Origin of the sequence: Brevibacterium sp. K72 (assembly GCF_050562175.1) — a bacterium.
GTDB classification, from domain to species: Bacteria; Actinomycetota; Actinomycetes; order Actinomycetales; family Brevibacteriaceae; genus Brevibacterium; species Brevibacterium casei.
Map to the genome: position 1 here is coordinate 2,824,218 of NZ_CP191582.1, position 19,380 is coordinate 2,843,597.

The window sequence follows — 19,380 nt, forward strand, 5'->3', positions numbered from 1 at the left end:
GCACAAAACTTCGTGAGATACGACAAATGCGGCCGGAGTCGCATCGACTCCGACCGCATCGGTCTCAGCTGATGATCAGGCGCCGGCGCCCTCCGTGGAACCGGTGGATCCGGCACGCGGATCGTCGAGCTGGTACTTCTTCGCCGCCTCGGCGGCCTTCACGATCGGGATCACCCCGGTGTCCGCGAGCGAGATGAGCGCCTGGGTGGCCATCGAGGGACCGTCGACGAGGTAGTAGCGACGAGCCGCGGGACGGGTGTCCGAGATCGCGTAGCCGTCGGTGCCCAGCGACGTGAAGTGGTTGGGCACGTACTGGCGGATCTGGTCGGGCACCGCACGCATGAAGTCCGAGGTCGCGACGACGGGGCCGTCGGCGTCGAGGAGCTTCTCCGTGACGTACGGGATGCGCGGTTCGGCCTCGGGGTCGAGCAGACGCTCGTCATCGGCGGCGAGGCCGTCGCGGCGCAGCTCGGTCCACGAGGTCACCGACCACACATCGGCTGAGACGCCCCAATCGGCATCGAGGAGCTCCTGGGCCTCGAGTGCCCACGGCACACCGACGCCCGAGGCCATGAGCTGGACCTTCGGCCCGCCGTTGTCCGGGCCCTTCTTGAGCAGGTACATGCCCTTGAGCAGGCCGTCGACGTCGAGGTCCTCGGGTTCGGCCGGCTGGACCATCGGCTCGTTGTACATCGTCAGGTAGTAGAGCACGTTGGGGTCGCGACCGTCGTCGGAGCCGTACATGCGCTGGAGGCCGTCCTTGACGATGTGGGAGATCTCGTAGACGTAGGCCGGGTCGTAGGAGATCACCGAGGGATACGTCGACGAGAGCAGATGCGAGTGTCCGTCACCGTGCTGGAGTCCCTCGGCCACGAGCGTCGTGCGACCGGCGGTGGCGCCGAGGACGAAGCCGCGGGCCATCTGGTCGCCGGCGGCCCAGAAGAAGTCGCCGGTGCGCTGGAAGCCGAACATCGAGTAGAAGATGTAGAACGGGATCATCGGTTCGCCGTGCGTGGCGTACGACGTTCCCACCGCCGTCAGCGCCGCCGTGGCGCCGGCCTCGTTGATGCCGACGTGGAGGAGCTGTCCGTCCATCGCCTCCTTGTAGGCGAGGAAGAGGTCACGGTCGACGGAGATGTAGTTCTGCCCGTGCGGGTTGTAGATCTTCGCGGTCGGGAAGAACGAGTCCATGCCGAAGGTGCGGGCTTCGTCGGGGATGATCGGCACGATGCGCTTGCCGAACTCCTTGTCGCGCATGAGGTCCTTGAGGACACGGACGAAGCCCATCGTCGTCGCGATCGTCTGCTTGCCCGATCCACGGCGTCCGGCCTCGTAGGTCTTGTCCCCGGGCAGGGCGAGATCGACGTAGGTGCTGCGACGTTCGGGGGAGTACCCGCCGAGGTCGGCGCGACGCTGCTGGAGGTACTTGATCTCCGGGGCGTCGGGTCCCGGGTGGTAGTACGGCGGCAGCTTCGGGTTCTCCTCGAGCTCCTTGTCCGAGATCGGGATCTGGAAGTGATCACGGGCGAGCTTGAGGTCGTCGATCGTCATCTTCTTCATCTGGTGCGTGGCGTTGCGCGCCTCGAAGTGGGGCCCGAGCGAGTAGCCCTTGACGGTCTTGACGAGGATGACGGTCGGCTGACCGGTGTGCTCGAACGCCGCCTTGTAGGCCGCGTAGACCTTGCGGTAGTCGTGGCCGCCGCGCTTGAGCTGCCAGATCTGCTCGTCCGTGTAGTCCTCGACCATCGCCTTCGTCCGCGGGTCACGGCCGAAGAAGTTGTCGCGGACGAAGCCGCCCGACTCGCCCTTGTACGTCTGGTAGTCGCCGTCGGGGGTCTCGTTCATGAGGTTGACGAGGGCTCCGTCGCGGTCCTTGGCGAGCAGGGCGTCCCATTCGCGGCCCCACACGACCTTGATGACGTTCCATCCGGCGCCGCGGAAGTAGGCTTCGAGCTCCTGGATGATCTTGCCGTTGCCGCGGACCGGTCCATCGAGGCGCTGCAGGTTGCAGTTGATGACGAAGTTGAGGTTGTCGAGCTCCTCGTAGGCGGCGACGTGGAGCATGCCGCGGCTCTCGGGCTCGTCGAGCTCACCGTCGCCGAGGAAGGCCCACGTCTGCTGCTGCGAAGTGTCCTTGATGCCCCGGTTGTGGAGGTACTTGTCGAACTGAGCCTGCGCGATCGCGTTCATCGGGCCGAGCCCCATCGAGACCGTCGGGTGCTCCCAGAAGTGCTCGAGCTGGCGCGGGTGCGGGTACGAGGGCAGACCGGCGGGCTTGCCGTCGATGAGGTGGGACTGCTGCTGGCGGAACCCGTCGAGCTCCTCGGCGCTCATCCGGCCCTCGAGGAAGGCACGGGCGTACATGCCGGGGGAGGCGTGGCCCTGGTAGAAGATGTGGTCGCCGCCGCCGGGATGGTCCTTGCCGCGGAAGAAGTGGTTGAGGCCGACCTCGTAGAGGGTGGCGGAGGAGGCGTAGGTCGAGATGTGTCCGCCGACCTCGATACCGGGCCGCTGTGCACGGTGGACGACCATCGCCGCGTTCCAGCGGTTCCACCGACGGTAGCGGCGTTCGACCTCTTCGTCGCCGGGGAACCAGGGCTCGTTCTCCGGCCCGATCGTGTTGACGTAGTCGGTGGCCGTGAGGCTGGGCACCCCGATCTGCTTCTGCCGGGAGCGTTCGAGCATCCGCAGCATGACATAGCGTGCACGGGTGCGCCCGCCTTCGTCGATGAGGGAGTCGAGAGAGGCCAACCACTCCTCTGTCTCCTCCGGATCGATGTCGGGCACCTGGCTGGGCAGGCCGTTGAGTATCGGTCCGCCCTGATTCCGATTGTCCACGGTGTGGTCCTCTCTTCGCTCCACGACCTGCACAGGTGGTCAGGCCGCGTTCTGCCCGGAGGAGTGGGGATCGGATCGGATCGGATCGGTCCCAGGGTCCACCGGATTCACTCATCAGCGTAGTACGCGCAGGCTTTCTTCGCTCATCCGTCCGCTTGTGATCTCTCTGACGGACCCGGGGGCCTCGCCTCGGGGCTCGCGAGACCGACGTTCGGCAGGTTCAGGGGCGCGCCGACATTTGCGCCCCGGCCACTGGGGCGGAACAATGAGAGCATGAGCAACTCCGCTTCTGAAAGGACATCGTCCACTTCGACCCTGGCGACCGAACTGGGACAGAATCTCGGTCTCGAGTCAGGGGACTACGTGCAGGAGATCGGCTACGACGACGACGTCGATCTGCAGCTGTGCCAGGCGATCGAGACCATCATCGGAGAGAAGATCGCGGACGGGGACGTCGACGACGTGTTCGACGTCATCCTCATGTGGTGGAGGGCCGACGACGACGACCTCATCGACGGCCTCGTCGATGCGCAGGTCACCCTCAAGGACGGCGGCGTCGTCTGGCTGCTCACGCCGAAGGCGAGCCGGCCCGGACACATCACCCCCGCCGAGATCTCCGAGGCCGCACCGACTGCGGGCATGCACGTGACCTCGACCGTGAGCGCGGCCGAGGACTGGGCGGGCTTCCGCCTCGTCGGCAAGAAGAACTACTCATGATCCTGGGGCCCGGCGATGCGGCCCCCGACTTCTCCCTGTCCGATCAGTTCGGACGGGACCTCCACCTCGCCGAGGCGGCCCGCCGCGGCCCGGTCATCCTCGCGTTCCTGCCCTACGCCTTCTCACCGGTGTGCGGGGACGAGATCCGAGCCCTCCAGGAGGTCCAGGATGAGGCGGATGCCGCAGGCGACCTGCTCAACGTCATCGCGGTGACCGCGGACTCGAAGTACACGCTCGCCGCGTGGGGCGACGAACGCGGGGTCTCCCTGCCGATCGGCTCGGACTTCTGGCCCCACGGTGAGGTCGCCCGGGCCTATGGGGTCTTCGACGAGGAGCACGGGGTGGCCGAACGCGGTGTGTTCGTCATCACGGGAGACGGTACGATCGTCAGTGGTCGACAGGTCGCGCGCACGGAGACCCGTGACTTCGCGATCGAGGCCCGCATCGCTGCCGCCGACGCCTGAGGAGGACCGCCCCATGGCCACCATCTTCACGAAGATCATCAACCGGGAGATCCCGGGCACCTTCGTCTACGAGGACGAACAGTGTGTGGCGTTCCTCGACGTCTCCCCGCTCACCGACGGACACACGATGGTGGTCCCGCGCGCGGAGATCTCGCAGTGGACCGACCTCGACGAGGAGCTCCTCGACCACCTCATGAACGTCGCCCACCGGATCGGTCGGGCACAGAAGGAGGCCTTCGACTGCGAGCGGATCGGTCTGATGATCGTCGGCTACGAAGTCCCGCACGTCCACATCCACGTGTGGCCGACGACCTCGATGGCCGACTTCGACATCTCCGACCGCGCCCCGATGCAGGACGCGGAGACGCTGGCAGGGCCCGCCGAGAAGATCCGGCAGGCCCTGGCCCAGCAGTCCTGAGCTCACGTTGCATGTTCAGTCGGGTCAGCGCTCAGCTCGCTGGGCACTCAGCTTGCTGAGCGCTCAGTCGGCTCACTGCGCGTCGAGGTAGGACACGAGTGCATCGCGGACGAATCCCGCACCCTGCTCACCACCGTAGGCGGCGGCGAACCGGGGGTCGGCGACGTACATCTCCGCAAGCCCCCGAACGTAGCCGTCGGTGTCACCGTCGGGATCCGACGCCGGAGTGCCCGGCACCGAGGACAGCCACTGAATGTGACGGCGGGACAGGTCCCGTGCCTCGGGCGAGTCCGGGGCCGCCCCCGCCTCGGCGGCCTGGGCCCAGTCGGCGGCAAGGTCACGGACCCGGGCCTGCCAGTCGGCGCGCTCGGTCGCGGTCATGCCCGTCCACCATCTCTCCGAGGTCTCATAGGCGCGGTCTCCCCACGTCTGCCGGACCTCGTCCTCGTACTTCCGATGGTCGAAGCCATCGAACATCTCCTCTGCCATGAGAGGCTCACCTGCCTTCATTCTCTCGATCGTCGCGGTGACGGCTCGGATCTGCCTCGTCAGGCGCGCTCGCTCGCGTCCGAGCGAGCGCACATGTTCATCGAGGGCGGCGATCGGGTCCGCGGTGCTCTCGAGCACCTCGGCGATCCGGGGCAGCGGCAGTCCGAGGTCCCGCAGCAGCAGGATCCTCTGGAGGCGGACGAGGCTCGCCTCGTCGTAGTGCCGGTTGCCGTTCGCCGTCCGCGATGACGGAGGCAGGAGGCCGATCGCGTCGTAGTGACGCAGGGTTCGACTCGTCGTCCCCGTCAGCCGCGCTGTTTCCTGTATGGACCAGTCCATGTCGACCAGCCTAGAAGTTGACGTCGCGTCAATGTCAACAGCGCGGGACGGGTTCGCGGTCGATGCCGGACCGGCGGCAGAGCCTCAGGCTGCAGAGCCTCAGGCGGCGGCGCGGACGGAGTCGAGGGCGGAGAAGAGGTCCTCGGCGAGATCGTCGATGTGCTCGAGGCCGACCGAGAGGCGGACGAGTCCGTCGCCGGGCTTCGCATCGGCGGTGACCGGGCGGTGGGTGAGCGATGCCGGGTGCTGGATGAGGGTGTCGGCGCCGCCGAGGGAGACGGCGTGGACGACGAGGTCGCAGGCCTCGACGAATGCGCGGGCCGCCTCGAAGCCGCCGGCGACCTCGAGGGCGATCATCGCGCCCGGGCCTGCCATCTGCCGGCCGAGGAGGCCGTGGGGATCCTGCCCCTCGAGTCCCGGGTAGTGGACGGCGGCGATCGCCGGGTGGGCGCTCAGGCGCTCGGCGAGCTGAGCTGCCGTGGCCTGAGCGGCGCGCATCCGCACCCCGAGAGTGCGCAGACCGCGGTGGAGGAGGTAGGCGCCCATCGGGTGGAGGAGTGCGCCGGTGATCGCGCGGACCTGGCGCAGGCGCATCGCCCACTCGGAGTTCGTCGCGATGATCCCGCCCATCGCATCGCCGTGGCCGCCGATGTACTTCGTCGCACTGTGGAGGACGAGGACGGCACCGTGGCGGATCGGGCGCTGGAGGACCGGGGTGGAGAACGTGTTGTCGACGAGGACGGGCACGGATCCGGCTTGCGCGACGACGGCGTCGAGGTCGACGAGGTCGAGGCTCGGATTGGCCGGGGTCTCGACGATGACGAGACCGGTGTCCGCCTGGATCGCCTCGGCGATGGCGTCCTGGGTCGTCCACGTCACGGTGGTGCCGAGCAGGCCCGAGTCAAGCAGGTGGTCGCTGCCGCCGTAGAGGGGGCGGACGGCGACGATGTGCGGGGTGCCTGCGCTCACGGCGGCGAGCAGGGTCGCAGTGAGCGCCGCCATGCCCGTGGCGAAGGCGACGGCCTCCTCGGCCTGTTCGAGGTCGGCGAGCGCGGATTCGAAGCGGGCGACGCCGGGCTGCCACAGGCGCTGGTAGACAGCGGAGTCGCCGTCGCGCAGCGGATGACCGGTGGCGAGCCATTCGTAGGACTCGCCTCCGGTGTCGATGTCGCCGACAGGGTTCGTCGTCGAGAGGTCGATCGCGGGGACGTGGACGCCGGCGTCGGTGAGGCCGTCCATGCCGCCGTGGACCATGAGTGTCTCGGGGTGGAGGTGGGATTCGGGGTGGAGTGAGGTCATGCCAGCATTCAAGTCATCTCTGCGGTCAACCGCAATAGATCCTCACGAATCTGCGAAGAACACGTTTCTCATCACAGAAGCTCCACCGAGGTGTGGGAGACTGTGAGGCATGTCGCAGAAAGTCGAACTCGATGATGTCGATCTCCGTCTCCTCCGCGCGCTGCGGAGGAATGCGCGGGCCTCGGGCTCGGCGCTGGCCGCCGAGGTGGGGATCTCCGAGTCGACGGTGTCGCTGCGCCTCAAGCGCCTGCGCTCCTCGGGAGTCATCCGCGGTTTCAGCGTCGACATCGACACCTCGGCGCTCGGCATTCCGCTCCAGGCACTCATCTCGATCCGGCTCGCCCAGCACGATCGCGCAGAGATCGACGCCTTCACCGCGGCGGCGCCGAAGTTCCCCGGGGTCGTGCGGATGTACCACATGGCCGGGGCCGATGACTATCTCCTCCACATCGTCGCCCCCGACACCGAGGCCGTGCAGTCCTTCGTCCTCGACTACCTCACCCGGTACCCGGCGGTCGCACACACGCGCACGAACCTGATCTACCGGGTCGAGGATGGTACGCAATGGCTGCCTGAGGGCTGAAGGTGGGCACCGGAGACCCGCCAGGCGTCGATCGCCTCGGCGAGGCCCTTGGCGAGGACGGTCCGCGGCAATCCTGTGCACCGACCGGCTGCCTTGATGAGTCCGTCGGCGCTCTCATATCCCACGGCGCGAGCCGACGTCCGGTGCGAGGCGCCCGCCCGCAGATGGCGCATAGCCGTGTTGAGCCGGGCCCGGGTGCGCCAGCCGACATAGCTCATCCCGAGATCGGCGCGGAACCGGCGCTCGAGATGCCGGGGGCTCACCGCCTTCGCCCGGGCGAGATCGGCCAGGGGCAGGTGCAGGGCGAGCGGGTCGGTGACGATCGCGGTGATCAAGGGGTCCGAGGATGAGGGGATGGGGAAGGCGTCGACGATGAGTTCGCCGAGGCGGGCGTCGAGTGCGGTGCGGAACCGGTGCTTCTCGGCCTCCGTGCGCGGGGACGTCGCGAGGATGAGCAGGGCCAGCTCGTGGATCTCAGGGGAGGTCCGCACCTCGAGGGCGCCCCCGGGAGGGTCGAGGGTCACTCGGGGGCCGATGAGAATGCTCTCCCGGCGGACCGTCACCGCATGGTCGACGTGCGCGCGCAGCCACAGGCCGGCGCCGGACCCGACGGAGATCGTCTCGGGCGGCGCACCACCTCGGCGATGGACGGCGATGTCGACCGGCCCGCTGACGACGTGGACGAGGAGGGGATGGTCGTGGGCATGACGATCGTGGCCGACGAACGTCACCGGACCCGACAGCGGACGGGCCGGGGTCGCAGGGCGGAGCAGAGTCTGTCGGGCTGGTCGCGGAGTCATGTCGCCTTTGTCGAAGTCGGGACGTCAGGTTTGGTTAGCCTTGGCTATGTTCCCAATCGTAGCCGTCCGCAGAGGTCTCGCATGTCTCCACTGTCCCGTTCGTCCCTTCGCCGCGGAATCACCGCTGCCGCTCTCACCGGTGCCCTTGTCCTTCTCAGCTCCTGCGGGTCGTCGGGCTCGAGTGCGGACGCGGGGCCGGCGCAGACGCGCACGGTGACGACCGCCGAGGGTCCGGTCGAAGTCCCCGTCGATCCGCAGCGGATCGTCGTGCTCAACTACGCCCTCGCCGGCTACCTCTACGACATCGACGAGCCGGTCGTCGCGACGACCCCGGAGGTGACAAACACCGACGGAGAGTACTCGGAGTTCTGGGATGAGAAGGCAGAGGCTCAGGGAACGGAGTTCCTGCCGTGGAGCAACGACGGATTCGATCTCGAGGCGGTCATCGCCTCCGACCCCGATCTCATCATCGCCGGCGGGCTCGGCTTCCCGGGCAAGCATGCCGCGGATTCGTACGACCGTCTGCAGGAGATCGCGCCGACGGTGATCGTGTCCGGGGACAGGCAGACGTGGCAGGATCAGTTCGCGTTCATCGCCGGTGACGTCCTCGGCAGGCAGGATGACTACGACGGCTTCGTCCGCGATTATGAGAAGGGGGTCGCCGAGGTGAGGGAGAGCATCGAGGTGCCCGCAGGGGAGGTCTCGTTCCTCACCCTCGACAAGCCGGAGAGCCCATACATCCTCATTGAGGGCAAGAGCCTGTCGGCCGAGCTCGCACCGCTCGGCTTCACGACCGCCCCCTTGTTCGAGCGCAACGACATCGACCCCTATGTCGCCGGCGGCGACATGTTCGGCCCCTCACTCGAGACGCTGCCCGACGTCCTCGATGCGGACACCGTCTTCGTCGTCGGGTTCAACAGCCCGAAGATGACCGTTGCGGCGCTCGAGGACCGCGCCCCGTACGACCGGGTGCCCGCGTTCGAGACGGGCCAGGTCTACGACCTGCCGTACTGGGCGCTGCGTGCCGACTACGACGAGTCGCGGGCGCTCCTCGACCTCATCGAGAACATGTTCGCGAAGGCGTGAACCGCGCATCGGCTGACAGGAGGGGCCGCCTCGGCGATAATCGGGGCATGGCCGAACAGAAGACGAAGCCCACCGACGCCGATGTCGGGGCGTTCATCGACGCGGCGACCCCCGCGAAGCGACGCGAGGACGGCAAGCGCCTGGCGGAGATCTTCACCGAGGTGACCGGGGTCGACCCGGTGATGTGGGGTCCGTCGATGGTCGGGTACGGCGAATACCATTACCGATCGCCGGTGAATCCGCGCAATCACGGGGTGTGGCCGAAGACGGCGTTCTCACCGCGGAAGGCGCAGCTCTCCCTCTACGGGCTCAAGGACCTGCCCGAAGGGGCCGCGCTGCTGCCTCGGTTGGGGAAGTACACCGAGGGCGCAGGATGCGTGTACGTGAGGAAGCTCGAGGACATCGACGAGGGTGTCCTGCGCAGGCTCATCGCCATCGCCTTCGCGCGGGAGGACGATCCCGAACCTGGCGCAGCTCACTGAGGCAGGCTCAGCTCACTGAAGTGGGCTCAGCTCACTGGGGCGGGGCGATGCCGATGCTCAGCCCGGGTTTGCGCTGGTGGACCGAGAGGTAGCTCAGTCCGTGCTCGCAGGCGGTGAAGGCTCGGGGCGTGCGGCGCGGGAGCCAGACGATGGCTCCGGGGGAGAGGGCGATGTCCTCGTCGTCGGTTGCCAGCACTCCGGAGCCGGAGATGACGTGGATGAGGACATCGAGGGCCGGGCCGTTGTGCCGGTCGATGGTGTCGCCGGGAGTGAGGGCGATGATGTTGGCATCGAGGTCGCGGGCGGGTGAGTCGAGCCTCCAGGCCGAGCCGGATGCCGGCGGCACTCGGGCGAAGTCGGTGGAGTCGGCGACGCGGCGAGGGGTCTCGGTCATGGCAGGTCCTTCCGTTCGCCCCGCCGGGATCGGTCGAAGCTCGGGGCTATAGGACAGAAAGTGTGTCTCGGATCAGGCTCGTGCCCAGCAATCCCAACGGCAATACCCGGTTTGCTTAGCTGATCGGGCTTAGCATCGATGGGGTGCTTGCAATCGACGTACATGCGTGATCTGTCAAACAAGGCTGAAGAAGAACGGCACGACCAGTGCTGGTACACCGAGGTACCGGTGCCCGAACTGCGGGGCCAGCAGCACCGGTACACGGGCCGTATCGACACGAAGAACCGAGCTGCGGGTCTTCCTCGACTGGCTACTCGGTCCCGCACCACAGACGGCTGTCGATCACTTCGGGTCGACCCGAACCTTCCGCCGCCGCACTCAATGGTGCTGGCGAATCGCCCCGACCGTGTCAGCGACTGGGGAGATCCATGACCAGATCATGCTCGATGGCACCTATTTCAACGGGTGGTGCGTCCTCATCGCCTACACCGGGGAGAAGGTCATTCACTGGCAGTGGTGTGATCGGGAGAAGACCGCGTCCTGGACGGCGTTGATCGCCCGTATCCCTGCCCCGAGATACGCCGTCGTCGATGGCAACGGTCCTTTGACCACTGTGATCGAGACGCTGTGGCCAGATACCCGCATCCAACGGTGTTTCTTCCATATCCGGCAGGCCGGACACCGGCACCTGACCCGGAATCCGAGCTTGCCGGCCAACCAGGAACTGTTGCGCCTGTACCAGGCGCTGCCGCGGGTTGACTCCCGCGATCAAGCAGCAGCGTGGTTGGCGGCGTTCGCGTCGTGGGAGGCGAAGTGGTCAAGGTTCCTCAAACACCGCACCAGGGCCAAAGACGCTGGTGCGAGGCCGGCGCATGTCCGTCGTGGACAGTCGTGGTGGTACACGCATCTGCGGACCCGTCGAGCGTATTTCTTCCTCTCACGGATCATCGCGAAAGGACACTTGTTCACCTGGTTGGATGCCGCTGACGAGGGTATCGAGCTCGCGCGGACGACGAACGCGTTAGAAGGCGGGATCAATGCGGGCATCAAAGGACTGCTGCGGGCACACCGCGGGTTGAGTGAGGGGCATGCCCGGCGTGGGGTGGACTGGTTCCTCTTCGAGAGGTCTCATCAGGCCGGGACGGGGTGGTCCTTGGTCGGGCCGGAGCATTGGGCACCGCCGAAGCGTGTGCGTGCTCCTCGTGAGGAGCCGATCGGACCGGTGGAGTACGGGACAGGGTTCTCGTGGGAAGACGGCATCGGCATCCAGAAGGGGTGGGGAGGACGACGCGGGTGACGCGCCCGGAAAAGACACACTTTCTGTCCTATAACCCTCGAAGCTCGACGATGCTGGTGAGAGCGGGGCAGAGATGAAAAAATCTCGGGCCGTCGCACTGCGATGACCCGAGATCTCACTGGTCGGGATAGCGGGATTTGAACCCACGACCTCCTCGTCCCGAACGAGGCGCGCTACCAACCTGCGCCATATCCCGTGACCAGCAACTACTATAGCGAGGGGAACGCATTCTGAGAAATCGAGTGCGCCCCGGAACGAAAAATGAAAGGAACGTCTCATTGCCGCTCAGTGCTGAGAGCATCACGACGACCGCACTCGACGTGCTCTCGCGCTACGGATTGGGCGATCTGTCGATGCGGCGGCTCGCCCGTGAGCTCGATGTCCAGCCGTCCGCGCTCTACTGGCATGTGAAGAACAAGCAGGACCTGCTCGTCCTCATTGCCAAGCAGATCTGCGCCGAGGTCGACGCCCGGTGCCCTGCGAGCGCCGATCCACTCGTCGCCACTCTCGCGCTGCGCGATGTGCTCCTGCGGTTCCGCGACGGCGCCGAGATCGTCATGCTCGGATATTCACTCGCCCCCGAGGACGTCACCCCGGCGGCACTGAGCCCGGACCGGTTGGGGGCGACCGCCTCGGCGGGGGTGATGGCTCACGCCCTCGGTGCGGTCGCGATCGAGCAGAACCGGGCCCTCTTCGAGGTGGCCGATGAGACGGCAGGGGAGCGCTTCGCCGAGGTGGCGGCAGGTCTTCTGCGCACCCCGGCCTGACCGCGGGGTCGGGGACTCTGTCGGTGAGGGCGCGACGTCCCGGCTTGTGCGGCTGCCCACGGAGGATTCGGAGGCCTCTGCCGCGTATGGCATACTGAACTCGCACGTTCGGGGCCTATAGCTCAGTTGGCTAGAGCATCTCGCTTACACCGAGAGGGTCGGGGGTTCGAGTCCCTCTGGGCCCACCACGCAGACCACACGCTCGACCTGGTCGCCCACTCCTCCCAGAGCTTTCGACAGTCGTCAGCTCCCCGCGCCATGCCGGTGAACCCAGCCGTGATTGAATGAGCACCATGTCCAGACAGCGAGCCGCGAATCCGTCTGATCGTCGGGCCGCGGTCGTCGCTCTGGCCGAAGCCGCACCGACCTGGGAGCCGCGCGATTGGTGGAGGCTCGAAGGCCTGGCCTGGGCCGGAACGAAACGCGTCCCCCTCGCCTTGGCGCAGGTGGCGCCTCCGACCACACTTCATGCGATGGCTCCTCCCGGTCGTCCGACCCTCCTGACCGTCCTCAACGGCATCTGGATCATCGCCGCCTTCGTCGGCGGTATCGTCCTCCACATCTTCGGTCTCGCCCTCATCGCCGGGCCCCTGCTGCGCGGCGACGGCGACGTCGTCGACCTCAGATGGGGTGGCCTCTGCTTCGCCGCGGCGGCAGCACTCGCGCTCGTCGATCTGGTGCGCAGCGCCTCCCGGCCTGACTTCGGCGAGGGGTCATCCATCGTCGCGGTGCTCTACCTCGTCCCGGCAGTCCTCGCTCTCATCGCGATCGCTGCAGCGGCTGCGACCGGGTCACCCATCCACGGATGGATCGGCATCCTCGGCGTCATCAGCGGACTCGCCATCGGCCTCATTACCTGGTTCGCCTCTGCCCGGGCACGTCGCACCGGTCACCCAACACCGCTGGAGCGCCTCGAACGAGCCGTGGCGGGCACGCCTCCGACGACCCGCGACCGCGTGCTCGCCGACATCCGCGCCGGCGTCGACGTCCTCGCCTGCCGAGAGCTCATCAGCGTCGCCGTCGCGGACCGGGCACGATCCGTCGAACCCGGCCACCTGGGACTCACCATGGCACCTCAGGTCGCGTCGCGCCCGCAGGGTTGACGCCTCCGTCACGCACCTTCTAAGTTGATCGCACCTCCCCGTGCCGACGATGGCATGGCACACGAAGAGATCAGGTGAGCGATGGCATCATCAGCATGGCCCGCATTGCGCGTCGACGACTGGACGGAGACACGCGAGTGCCTCCACCAGTGGCTGCAGATCGTCGGGAAGATCGAACTCGTCTCCACCACGCTCATCAACCACTGGTGGAACGTCACCTTCGACGTCAGCGCCCGCGGACTGCGCACCCAGATCCTCATGCACCAGAGCGAGCGCACCTTCGACGCCGAATTCGACTTCATCGACAGTGTCTTCGTCCTCCGGGCGAGCACCGGCGATACCGAGACAGTCCCTCTGACCTCGCAGTCGGTCGCCGACTTCTACCATGCGGTCATGGCCGCACTGCTCAAGCTCGGCGTGCCCTGCACGGTGTGGGCCTGGCCGAACGAACTGCCGCACGCGACTCCCTTCGCCGAGGACACCCGCCCCCGCACCTACGACCCTGAGTCCGCGCGCCTGTGGTGGCGGCAGCTGCAGCGGATCGAGAAGGTCTTCGCCTACTGGCGGGCCGGGTTCGCCGGAAAAGCCAGTCCCGTCCAGCTCTTCTGGGGCTCGATGGACCTCTCGGCGACCCGGTACTCGGGACGGACGGCACCGCCGAGCCACGCCGCACCCCCGAACTGCCCACCCTGGGTGATGGCCGAAGCCGAAGACCGGGAGAACGTCGCCGTGGGATTCTGGGCCGGCGGCAGCGACGAGGGATCGTTCTATGCCTACGCCTATCCGGCACCCGAAGGCTACTACGACGGCACCCTCACCGCCGGCGGATACGATTCGACGCTGGGGGAGTACCTCCTGCCCTACGCCGATGTCCGCACCGCCGCTGACCCCGAGGCGACGCTGCTCACCTTCCTCGACGAGGTCTACGCACGCGCCGCCGACCTCGCCCACTGGGACCGCAAGGACCTCGAGGTCGACCAGGACCGGCTCATCAGATATCTGCCCCCTGCCGATCTCTCAGCCCACGACCACGGTGCGAATCCCGCCTAGCGGACCCCGCAGCGTGCGTACAATCAACGTGTGAACGGCACCCCCTCCGACGATCATCCCCCTCCCCGCCGACTCCGACTGAGATCGGCCCGTATGCGCGTGCTCGCAGCAATGCTCGGCCCGGTCGCTGTCCTTGCGCTCTACTTCACCGTGCCCCTGGCCAGCTCCGAGATGGGCGCCGTCGGGCGAATCATCGCCACGGCCGCAGCGCTCTCAGTGCTCGGCTTCGCCCTGCTGTGGCTGCGCCGGCACGACACGAACCTTCCTCTGCTCATCCTCCTCTTCGTCCTCGTCGCCGCGATCTTCTCGGCGGTCTTCTTCGTCATCGCCATCAACCGTCCCGGTGAGTTCGACGGGATCACCACCCGCATCGACGCGCTCTACTTCACGCTGACGACGATGACGACGACCGGGTACGGCGACATCACCGCCGTCGGGCAACTCGCGCGGGTTCTCGTCTCCGCGGTCTTCGTCTTCGACCTCGTCTTCCTCGGCCTCATCGCCGCTGAGCTCTCCCGACTCATGTCCCGCCGACGCCGAGGCGGCGCTGACCCCGAAGACGCACCGTGAGGACCCGATTCGCCGGGGTGACCGGGCGGCTCGCCCTTCTCGCCCTCGTCTACGGGGGCATCGCCGGTCTCGTCGCCGCGCTCGTCTTCGCCGGCATGACCTGGTTGCAGGAGATCGTCTGGGGTGCGTCGGGGGCACTTCTCGGGGAATCCCCGCTGCAGATCGTGCTCACCATCCTCCTCGGCGGGATCCTCCTCATCGTCCTCGACCGTGCCGCCCCGACCGAAGACCTCCAGACCCTGCTCGAGCAGTCACGTGACCCGGATGCCCTGCCTCGGCGGGCGGTGGCGACGACCGCGCTCTCAGCGATCGTCGCCGTCGCCTTCGGGGGAGCGATCGGCCCCGAAGCCGGCATCATCGCCGTCGTCGCCCAGCTCTCGACGATCGTCGCGCACCTCATCGGGGAGGACGTCGAGATGCGGAAGATGATCGGGCAGGCCGGAAGTGCCGGTGCCCTCGGCGGGTTCTACGGGTCACCGCCGGGAGCTGCGGCCATCGACGGGGACGAACTCGGTCCGGGCAAGGCCCTGCAGTTCGCCGCTGCCCTCGCCGGTTTCTTCGTCTTCCTCGGGGTGACGAAACTCGTCACCGGGGGAGGCGGCGCCCAGATCACCCTGCCGCCGATCGACGCGGGCTACTCGGATCCGTGGCTGCTCGGAGTCGCCGTCGTCGCGGCGGCGGCCGGTCTGGCCTTCCGCGGACTCCACCACGGGCTCGAGCGCCTCGTCGGCCGGCTGCGTCGACCGTGGCTGATCATCGGCCTCGGCACCATCGTCTTCGGCCTGCTGGCGGCGGTCGTGCCCCTTGTCCGGTTCTCCGGGCACCACGAGCTCCACGATCTCCTGGTCCTCACCGAGACCGGAGCGTGGGCGACGCTCCTCGTCGTCGCTGTGGCGAAGATCCTCGCCGTCGCCGTGTGCCTGGCCAGCGGGTGGAGGGGCGGCGAGTTCTTCCCGCTGGTCTTCATCGGCTCCGCGATCGGCGGGGCCGTCGCCGTCGGCGTCCCCGGACTCGAGATCGGTGCCGCCATGGCCACCGGCATGGCCGCGACCGTCGCCGTCGGATGGAAGCGCCCACTCGCCGTCCTCCTCATCCTCATCCTGCTCATCGACATCCCCGTGGCACTGCCGCTCATCATCGGCGCCGGCGTCGGATTCTTCGTCAACCTCCTTGGCCGAAAGCGCCCGGTCGAGGCCGAAGCGGCCTGAAGGCGCAGACCATCCGACTGCCCTGGCAGATCCCACCGAATCGCGTCTGCCTGTTGTCATCGGCAGGATATGTTGCCATGATCACACCAGGTGCGTGGGATCCCCGCACCGCCGTGCACCACCCACGCAGGAGGACAACGCCCATGGCCACCTCAGATCTCGCCGCACAGTTCCACACCGCGCTCTCGAACGGCGACGCCGACACTCTCGCCTCCCTCGTCACCCCAGACGTCACGTTCTCCGGCCCGCTCGCCCGAGCCTCGGGAGCCGAGGACGTCGTCAAGGGCCTGACCGAGATGGGCGCGATGACGACGTCTGACGATGTCGCCGTTCAACTCGCCGACGACGACAATGCCCTCACCTGGTCGGTGCTCAAGACCACTGTCGCCCCGTCGACGCCGGCCGCCACCTGGCTGCGGTTCGAGGGCGGGAAGATCGCGGAGATCCAGACGGTCTTCAACGCCGGTCGGTGACCTCCGGCTGGCCCGCCTCGGGGGCGGAGTCGGGGATCGGTGCCGTGCCCCGCCACTTCGCGATCGCCCGCATCACCTGATAGATGACGATCGCCGAGGCGGTGCCCAGAGCGATGCCCGCGAACTCGAGTCCCGCCGGGGACCACGTGTAGTTCGCGATCGCGACGATGAGCGAGACGGCAGCGGTGTTGAGGTTGATGGGGTTGGAGAAGTCGACGCGGTTCTCCGCCCAGATGCGCACGCCGAGGAGGCCGATCATCCCGTAGAGGACCGTCGCCGCTCCGCCGAGGACGCCCGGAGGGATCGTCGCGATGATCTCGCCGAACTTCGGCAGCAGGCTGAGGATGAGGGCGATGATCGCTGCACACAGATAGGCGGCCGTCGAGTAGATCTTCGTCGCTGCCATGACGCCGATGTTCTCCGCGTACGTCGTCGTCCCCGACCCGCCGCCGGCTCCGGCGATCGTCGTCGCCAGGCCGTCGGCGAAGAGCGCGCGCCCGGTGAGTCCGTCGAGGTCGCGGCCGGTCATCGCCGCCACCGACTTCACATGCCCGATGTTCTCCGCGACGAGGACGAGGACGACGGGCAGGAAGAGCCCGAGGTAGCCGAGGTCGAAGGCCGGGGCATGGAAGGTGGGCAGCCCGACCCATGCGGCGGTCTCGACGGTCGAGAAGTCGACCTCGCCCTGGACGAGTGCGGCTCCGTACCCGATGAAGACGCCGATGAGGATCGAGAGTCTCCCGAGCATACCTCTGAAGAGGACGGAGGAGACGATGATGGCGGCGATCGTGATCACCGCGGTCAGAGGTGCCTGCTGCACCCAACCCCATGCGGCGGGGGCGAGGTTGAGCCCGATGAGGGCGACGATGGAGCCGGTGACGACCGGCGGCATCGTCACTTCGATCCACCGCACCCCGGCGAAGTGGACGACGATGCCGACGAGGGCGAGGGTGACCCCGACGGAGATGATCCCACCCTGGGCGAGCGCCATCGCCGAGGGGTCGAGCTTCTCACCCGAGGTCGCGGCGAAGCCGGTGACTGCTCCGATGGGGGCGAGGAGACCGAAGGACGAGCCGAGGTAGGACGGCATCATCCCCTTGGTGATGAGCAGGAAGAGCAGGGCGCCGATCGCGGTGAAGAACAGCGTCGTCGACGGCGGGAACCCGGTGAGCAGGGGGACGAGGAACGTCGCACCGAACATCGCGACGACGTGCTGAGCGCCGATTCCGATCGTCCTCGGCCAGGTCATCCGCTCCTCGGGGAGGACGATCTCCCCGGGCCTGATCGACTTCCCGTCGCCGTGGAGTCGCCACGGCCACCCCTTGATGCTGTCCTCAGCTCTCATCCGCAGCCTTCCCATCTCCGTGCGGCCAGCACTCTGGCCCTAGTGCAGTGTATGCGAGGCCGGGCACCGTACCGCGCCCACCGCCGAAGCGGTGTCCGGTCACGCCTCGCGGAGGGAGCGCTTGAGGATCTTCCCAGCGGAGTTCTTCGGCAGCTCGGAGACGAACGCGACCCGTTTGGGCACCTTGAACCCGGCCAACCGGTCCCGGACATGGGCGATGACGTCCGCCTCGGCGATCTCACCGGCATCGTCGCGGACGACGACGAACGCCGAGATCGCTTCGATCCACTTCTCGTCGGCGATGCCGACGACGGCCACCTCGGCGACTCCGGGCATCTCGAAGATCGCGTCCTCGACCTGTCGGCTGGCCACGAGCACCCCGCCGGTGTTGATGACGTCCTTGACCCGGTCGACGACCTCGACGAAGCCGTCCGCGTCCATCCGCACGAGGTCCCCGGAGTGGAACCATTCTCCGTCGAACGCCTCGGCGGTCGCCTCCGGCTTGTCCCAGTAGCCCGAGCACAGCTGCGGGGAACGGTAGAGGATCTCCCCGAGCTCACCGGGGGCGACGTCGTCACCGGCGGCGTCGACGACCCGCGTCTCGACGAAGAGCACGGCGCGACCGGCCGATCCCGGGTGGTCATCGTGCTCCTCAGGTCGCAGCACCGTGCACAGCGGACCGAGTTCGGATTGGCCGAAGCAGTTGTAGAAGCCGAGCTCCGGAAGGCGCTCACGCAGCTTCGTCAGAACCGGACCCGGCATGATCGATGCCCCGTAGTACGCCTTGCGCAGGCTCTCGAGGTTGCGGGTCTCCAGCTCCGGCCTGTTGGCCAGCGCCACCCACACGGTGGGGGCGGCGAAGAACGAGTTGATCTGCCGCTCCTCGAAGAGGGCGAGCAGGTCACCGGGCACGGGCGCGGGGACGATGATGTTGTGCGCGCCGACGGCGAGCAGAGGGAGGAGGAAGACGTGCATCTGCGCCGAATGGTAGAGCGGCAGGGCGTGGACGGCCCGGTCGTTGCCCGCGAAGTCGAGGCTGGTCAGGCACGAGAGGTACTCGTGGACGAGGGCGCGGTGGGTCATCACCGCGCCCTTCGGCGCTGAGGTCGTCCCCGAGGTGTAGAGGAGTTGCGCGATGTCGGCGTCGGTGACGTCGAATTCGCCCGAGGCGGCAGGGTCGATGTCGCTCGCCGAGGCGGGGCCGAGAAGCGAGGACAGGGTCCGCACCTGCCCTGCCGCACCCGAGGGCGTCGCGTTCACCGCCTCGATGAGGTCGTCGTCGGCGAAGACGATCTCGGCCCCGGAGTTGGCGAGGATGTAGTCGAGTTCGTCACCGGTGAGCTGGAAGTTCACGGGCACGTGGATGAGTCCGGCCCGTGCGCACGCGAGGAAGAGGATGAGGTAGAGATCGGAGTTCTTCCCGTACGCGGCGATCCGGTCGCCCTTCGCCGCACCGAGGGCGAGGAACTCGCGGGCGACCGCGGTGACCGCGGCGTCGAGGTCGGCATACGACCACGCGCGGTCGGAGAACTCGACGGCGGTCTGTGTGGCGAAACGGCCGGCGCTGCGGGCGATGATGTCGGCGACGGTCGAGCACACGGGCTTCACTGGGAGCGTCGTCGGTGACGCGTGAGTGCTCATGGTGCCAATCTAGCGGC

At 67.6% G+C, this 19,380-nt stretch carries 20 protein-coding genes and 2 tRNA genes; 14 read left to right on the plus strand and 8 right to left on the minus strand.

Annotated features, from left to right (window positions below; genetic code table 11):
• Window positions 1-75: 75 nt before the first annotated feature.
• Window positions 76-2,838: a pyruvate dehydrogenase (acetyl-transferring), homodimeric type gene (gene aceE, locus ACQ1RG_RS12740; RefSeq protein ID WP_430600151.1), complete on the minus strand. Its 2,763-nt coding sequence runs from the start codon at window positions 2,836-2,838 to the stop codon at window positions 76-78.
• A 273-nt stretch (window positions 2,839-3,111) separates the two neighbouring features.
• Between aceE and ACQ1RG_RS12745 the strand changes: the two genes are divergently transcribed.
• Genes ACQ1RG_RS12745 through ACQ1RG_RS12755 form a run of 3 tightly spaced genes read left to right on the plus strand, consistent with a single transcriptional unit; the run spans window position 3,112 to window position 4,437 of the window.
• Window positions 3,112-3,555 carry a DUF3052 domain-containing protein gene (locus ACQ1RG_RS12745; RefSeq protein ID WP_009375624.1) on the plus strand — a complete coding sequence of 148 codons (444 nt, stop codon included), beginning with the start codon at window positions 3,112-3,114 and terminating at the stop codon, window positions 3,553-3,555.
• Window positions 3,552-4,019, plus strand: a complete 468-nt coding sequence (locus ACQ1RG_RS12750) for a redoxin domain-containing protein (protein WP_063250480.1) — start codon at window positions 3,552-3,554, stop codon at window positions 4,017-4,019. Before ACQ1RG_RS12745 ends, ACQ1RG_RS12750 begins: the two co-directional genes overlap by 4 nt.
• Window positions 4,020-4,032: 13 nt before the next feature.
• Complete coding sequence (locus ACQ1RG_RS12755) at window positions 4,033-4,437, plus strand: HIT family protein (RefSeq protein WP_063250481.1); 405 nt, start codon at window positions 4,033-4,035, stop codon at window positions 4,435-4,437.
• Between the two features lie 72 nt (window positions 4,438-4,509).
• Here the strand turns inward: ACQ1RG_RS12755 and ACQ1RG_RS12760 are convergent, their stop codons facing one another.
• Window positions 4,510-5,265: a MerR family transcriptional regulator gene (locus ACQ1RG_RS12760; protein WP_063250482.1), complete on the minus strand. Its 756-nt coding sequence runs from the start codon at window positions 5,263-5,265 to the stop codon at window positions 4,510-4,512.
• 99 nt (window positions 5,266-5,364) lie between these two features.
• Entirely contained in the window at window positions 5,365-6,564 is a 1,200-nt protein-coding gene (locus ACQ1RG_RS12765; RefSeq protein WP_009375633.1) for a trans-sulfuration enzyme family protein, read from the minus strand.
• A gap of 109 nt (window positions 6,565-6,673) precedes the next feature.
• Between ACQ1RG_RS12765 and ACQ1RG_RS12770 the strand changes: the two genes are divergently transcribed.
• Entirely contained in the window at window positions 6,674-7,147 is a 474-nt protein-coding gene (locus tag ACQ1RG_RS12770; RefSeq protein ID WP_009375635.1) for an Lrp/AsnC family transcriptional regulator, read from the plus strand.
• On the opposite strand, the gene ACQ1RG_RS12775 is transcribed toward ACQ1RG_RS12770, so the two are convergent.
• Window positions 7,105-7,947 carry a helix-turn-helix domain-containing protein gene (locus ACQ1RG_RS12775; protein WP_100227349.1) on the minus strand — a complete coding sequence of 281 codons (843 nt, stop codon included), beginning with the start codon at window positions 7,945-7,947 and terminating at the stop codon, window positions 7,105-7,107. The two genes, ACQ1RG_RS12770 and ACQ1RG_RS12775, sit on opposite strands and share 43 nt — an antisense overlap.
• Before the next feature lie 81 nt (window positions 7,948-8,028).
• On the opposite strand from ACQ1RG_RS12775, the gene ACQ1RG_RS12780 reads away from it, so the two are divergent.
• On the plus strand, window positions 8,029-9,033 hold the full coding sequence (locus tag ACQ1RG_RS12780; protein WP_040341002.1) for an ABC transporter substrate-binding protein: 1,005 nt from the start codon (window positions 8,029-8,031) through the stop codon (window positions 9,031-9,033).
• A gap of 47 nt (window positions 9,034-9,080) precedes the next feature.
• The gene (locus tag ACQ1RG_RS12785) at window positions 9,081-9,515 is read left to right on the plus strand and encodes a DUF1801 domain-containing protein (RefSeq protein WP_009375644.1); all 435 of its coding nucleotides are present in this window, start codon (window positions 9,081-9,083) and stop codon (window positions 9,513-9,515) included.
• A 31-nt stretch (window positions 9,516-9,546) separates the two neighbouring features.
• Here the strand turns inward: ACQ1RG_RS12785 and ACQ1RG_RS12790 are convergent, their stop codons facing one another.
• Window positions 9,547-9,909 (minus strand): cupin domain-containing protein, encoded by a 363-nt coding sequence (locus tag ACQ1RG_RS12790; RefSeq protein WP_009375645.1) that lies wholly within the window; start codon window positions 9,907-9,909, stop codon window positions 9,547-9,549.
• Window positions 9,910-10,075: 166 nt separating this feature from the next.
• Between ACQ1RG_RS12790 and ACQ1RG_RS12795 the strand changes: the two genes are divergently transcribed.
• On the plus strand, window positions 10,076-11,206 hold the full coding sequence (locus ACQ1RG_RS12795) for an IS1249 family transposase (RefSeq protein ID WP_144589524.1): 1,131 nt from the start codon (window positions 10,076-10,078) through the stop codon (window positions 11,204-11,206).
• 119 nt (window positions 11,207-11,325) lie between these two features.
• On the opposite strand, the gene ACQ1RG_RS12800 is transcribed toward ACQ1RG_RS12795, so the two are convergent.
• A tRNA-Pro gene (locus ACQ1RG_RS12800) sits at window positions 11,326-11,402 on the minus strand.
• 82 nt (window positions 11,403-11,484) lie between these two features.
• On the opposite strand from ACQ1RG_RS12800, the gene ACQ1RG_RS12805 reads away from it, so the two are divergent.
• From ACQ1RG_RS12805 to ACQ1RG_RS12835, 7 genes are all read left to right on the plus strand, one after another.
• Window positions 11,485-11,973: a TetR family transcriptional regulator gene (locus ACQ1RG_RS12805; RefSeq protein WP_009375646.1), complete on the plus strand. Its 489-nt coding sequence runs from the start codon at window positions 11,485-11,487 to the stop codon at window positions 11,971-11,973.
• A 111-nt stretch (window positions 11,974-12,084) separates the two neighbouring features.
• Window positions 12,085-12,161: transfer RNA gene (locus tag ACQ1RG_RS12810), tRNA-Val, on the plus strand.
• A 285-nt stretch (window positions 12,162-12,446) separates the two neighbouring features.
• Window positions 12,447-13,076: a hypothetical protein gene (locus ACQ1RG_RS12815; RefSeq protein WP_040341004.1), complete on the plus strand. Its 630-nt coding sequence runs from the start codon at window positions 12,447-12,449 to the stop codon at window positions 13,074-13,076.
• An 81-nt stretch (window positions 13,077-13,157) separates the two neighbouring features.
• A complete protein-coding gene (locus tag ACQ1RG_RS12820; protein WP_040341006.1) occupies window positions 13,158-14,126 on the plus strand; it encodes a DUF5996 family protein in 969 nt (322 codons plus the stop codon).
• 30 nt (window positions 14,127-14,156) lie between these two features.
• Window positions 14,157-14,696, plus strand: a complete 540-nt coding sequence (locus tag ACQ1RG_RS12825) for an ion channel (protein ID WP_197464197.1) — start codon at window positions 14,157-14,159, stop codon at window positions 14,694-14,696.
• The gene (locus ACQ1RG_RS12830) at window positions 14,693-15,904 is read left to right on the plus strand and encodes a chloride channel protein (RefSeq protein ID WP_131247606.1); all 1,212 of its coding nucleotides are present in this window, start codon (window positions 14,693-14,695) and stop codon (window positions 15,902-15,904) included. The genes ACQ1RG_RS12825 and ACQ1RG_RS12830 overlap by 4 nt, the downstream gene beginning before the upstream one ends.
• A gap of 143 nt (window positions 15,905-16,047) precedes the next feature.
• Window positions 16,048-16,377 (plus strand): nuclear transport factor 2 family protein, encoded by a 330-nt coding sequence (locus ACQ1RG_RS12835; protein ID WP_009375656.1) that lies wholly within the window; start codon window positions 16,048-16,050, stop codon window positions 16,375-16,377.
• Here ACQ1RG_RS12835 and ACQ1RG_RS12840 read toward each other — a convergent pair.
• The gene (locus ACQ1RG_RS12840) at window positions 16,361-17,722 is read right to left on the minus strand and encodes a uracil-xanthine permease family protein (protein ID WP_009375658.1); all 1,362 of its coding nucleotides are present in this window, start codon (window positions 17,720-17,722) and stop codon (window positions 16,361-16,363) included. The two genes, ACQ1RG_RS12835 and ACQ1RG_RS12840, sit on opposite strands and share 17 nt — an antisense overlap.
• Window positions 17,723-17,821: 99 nt before the next feature.
• Window positions 17,822-19,363: a fatty acyl-CoA synthetase gene (locus ACQ1RG_RS12845; RefSeq protein ID WP_051995476.1), complete on the minus strand. Its 1,542-nt coding sequence runs from the start codon at window positions 19,361-19,363 to the stop codon at window positions 17,822-17,824.
• Window positions 19,364-19,380 lie beyond the last annotated feature (17 nt).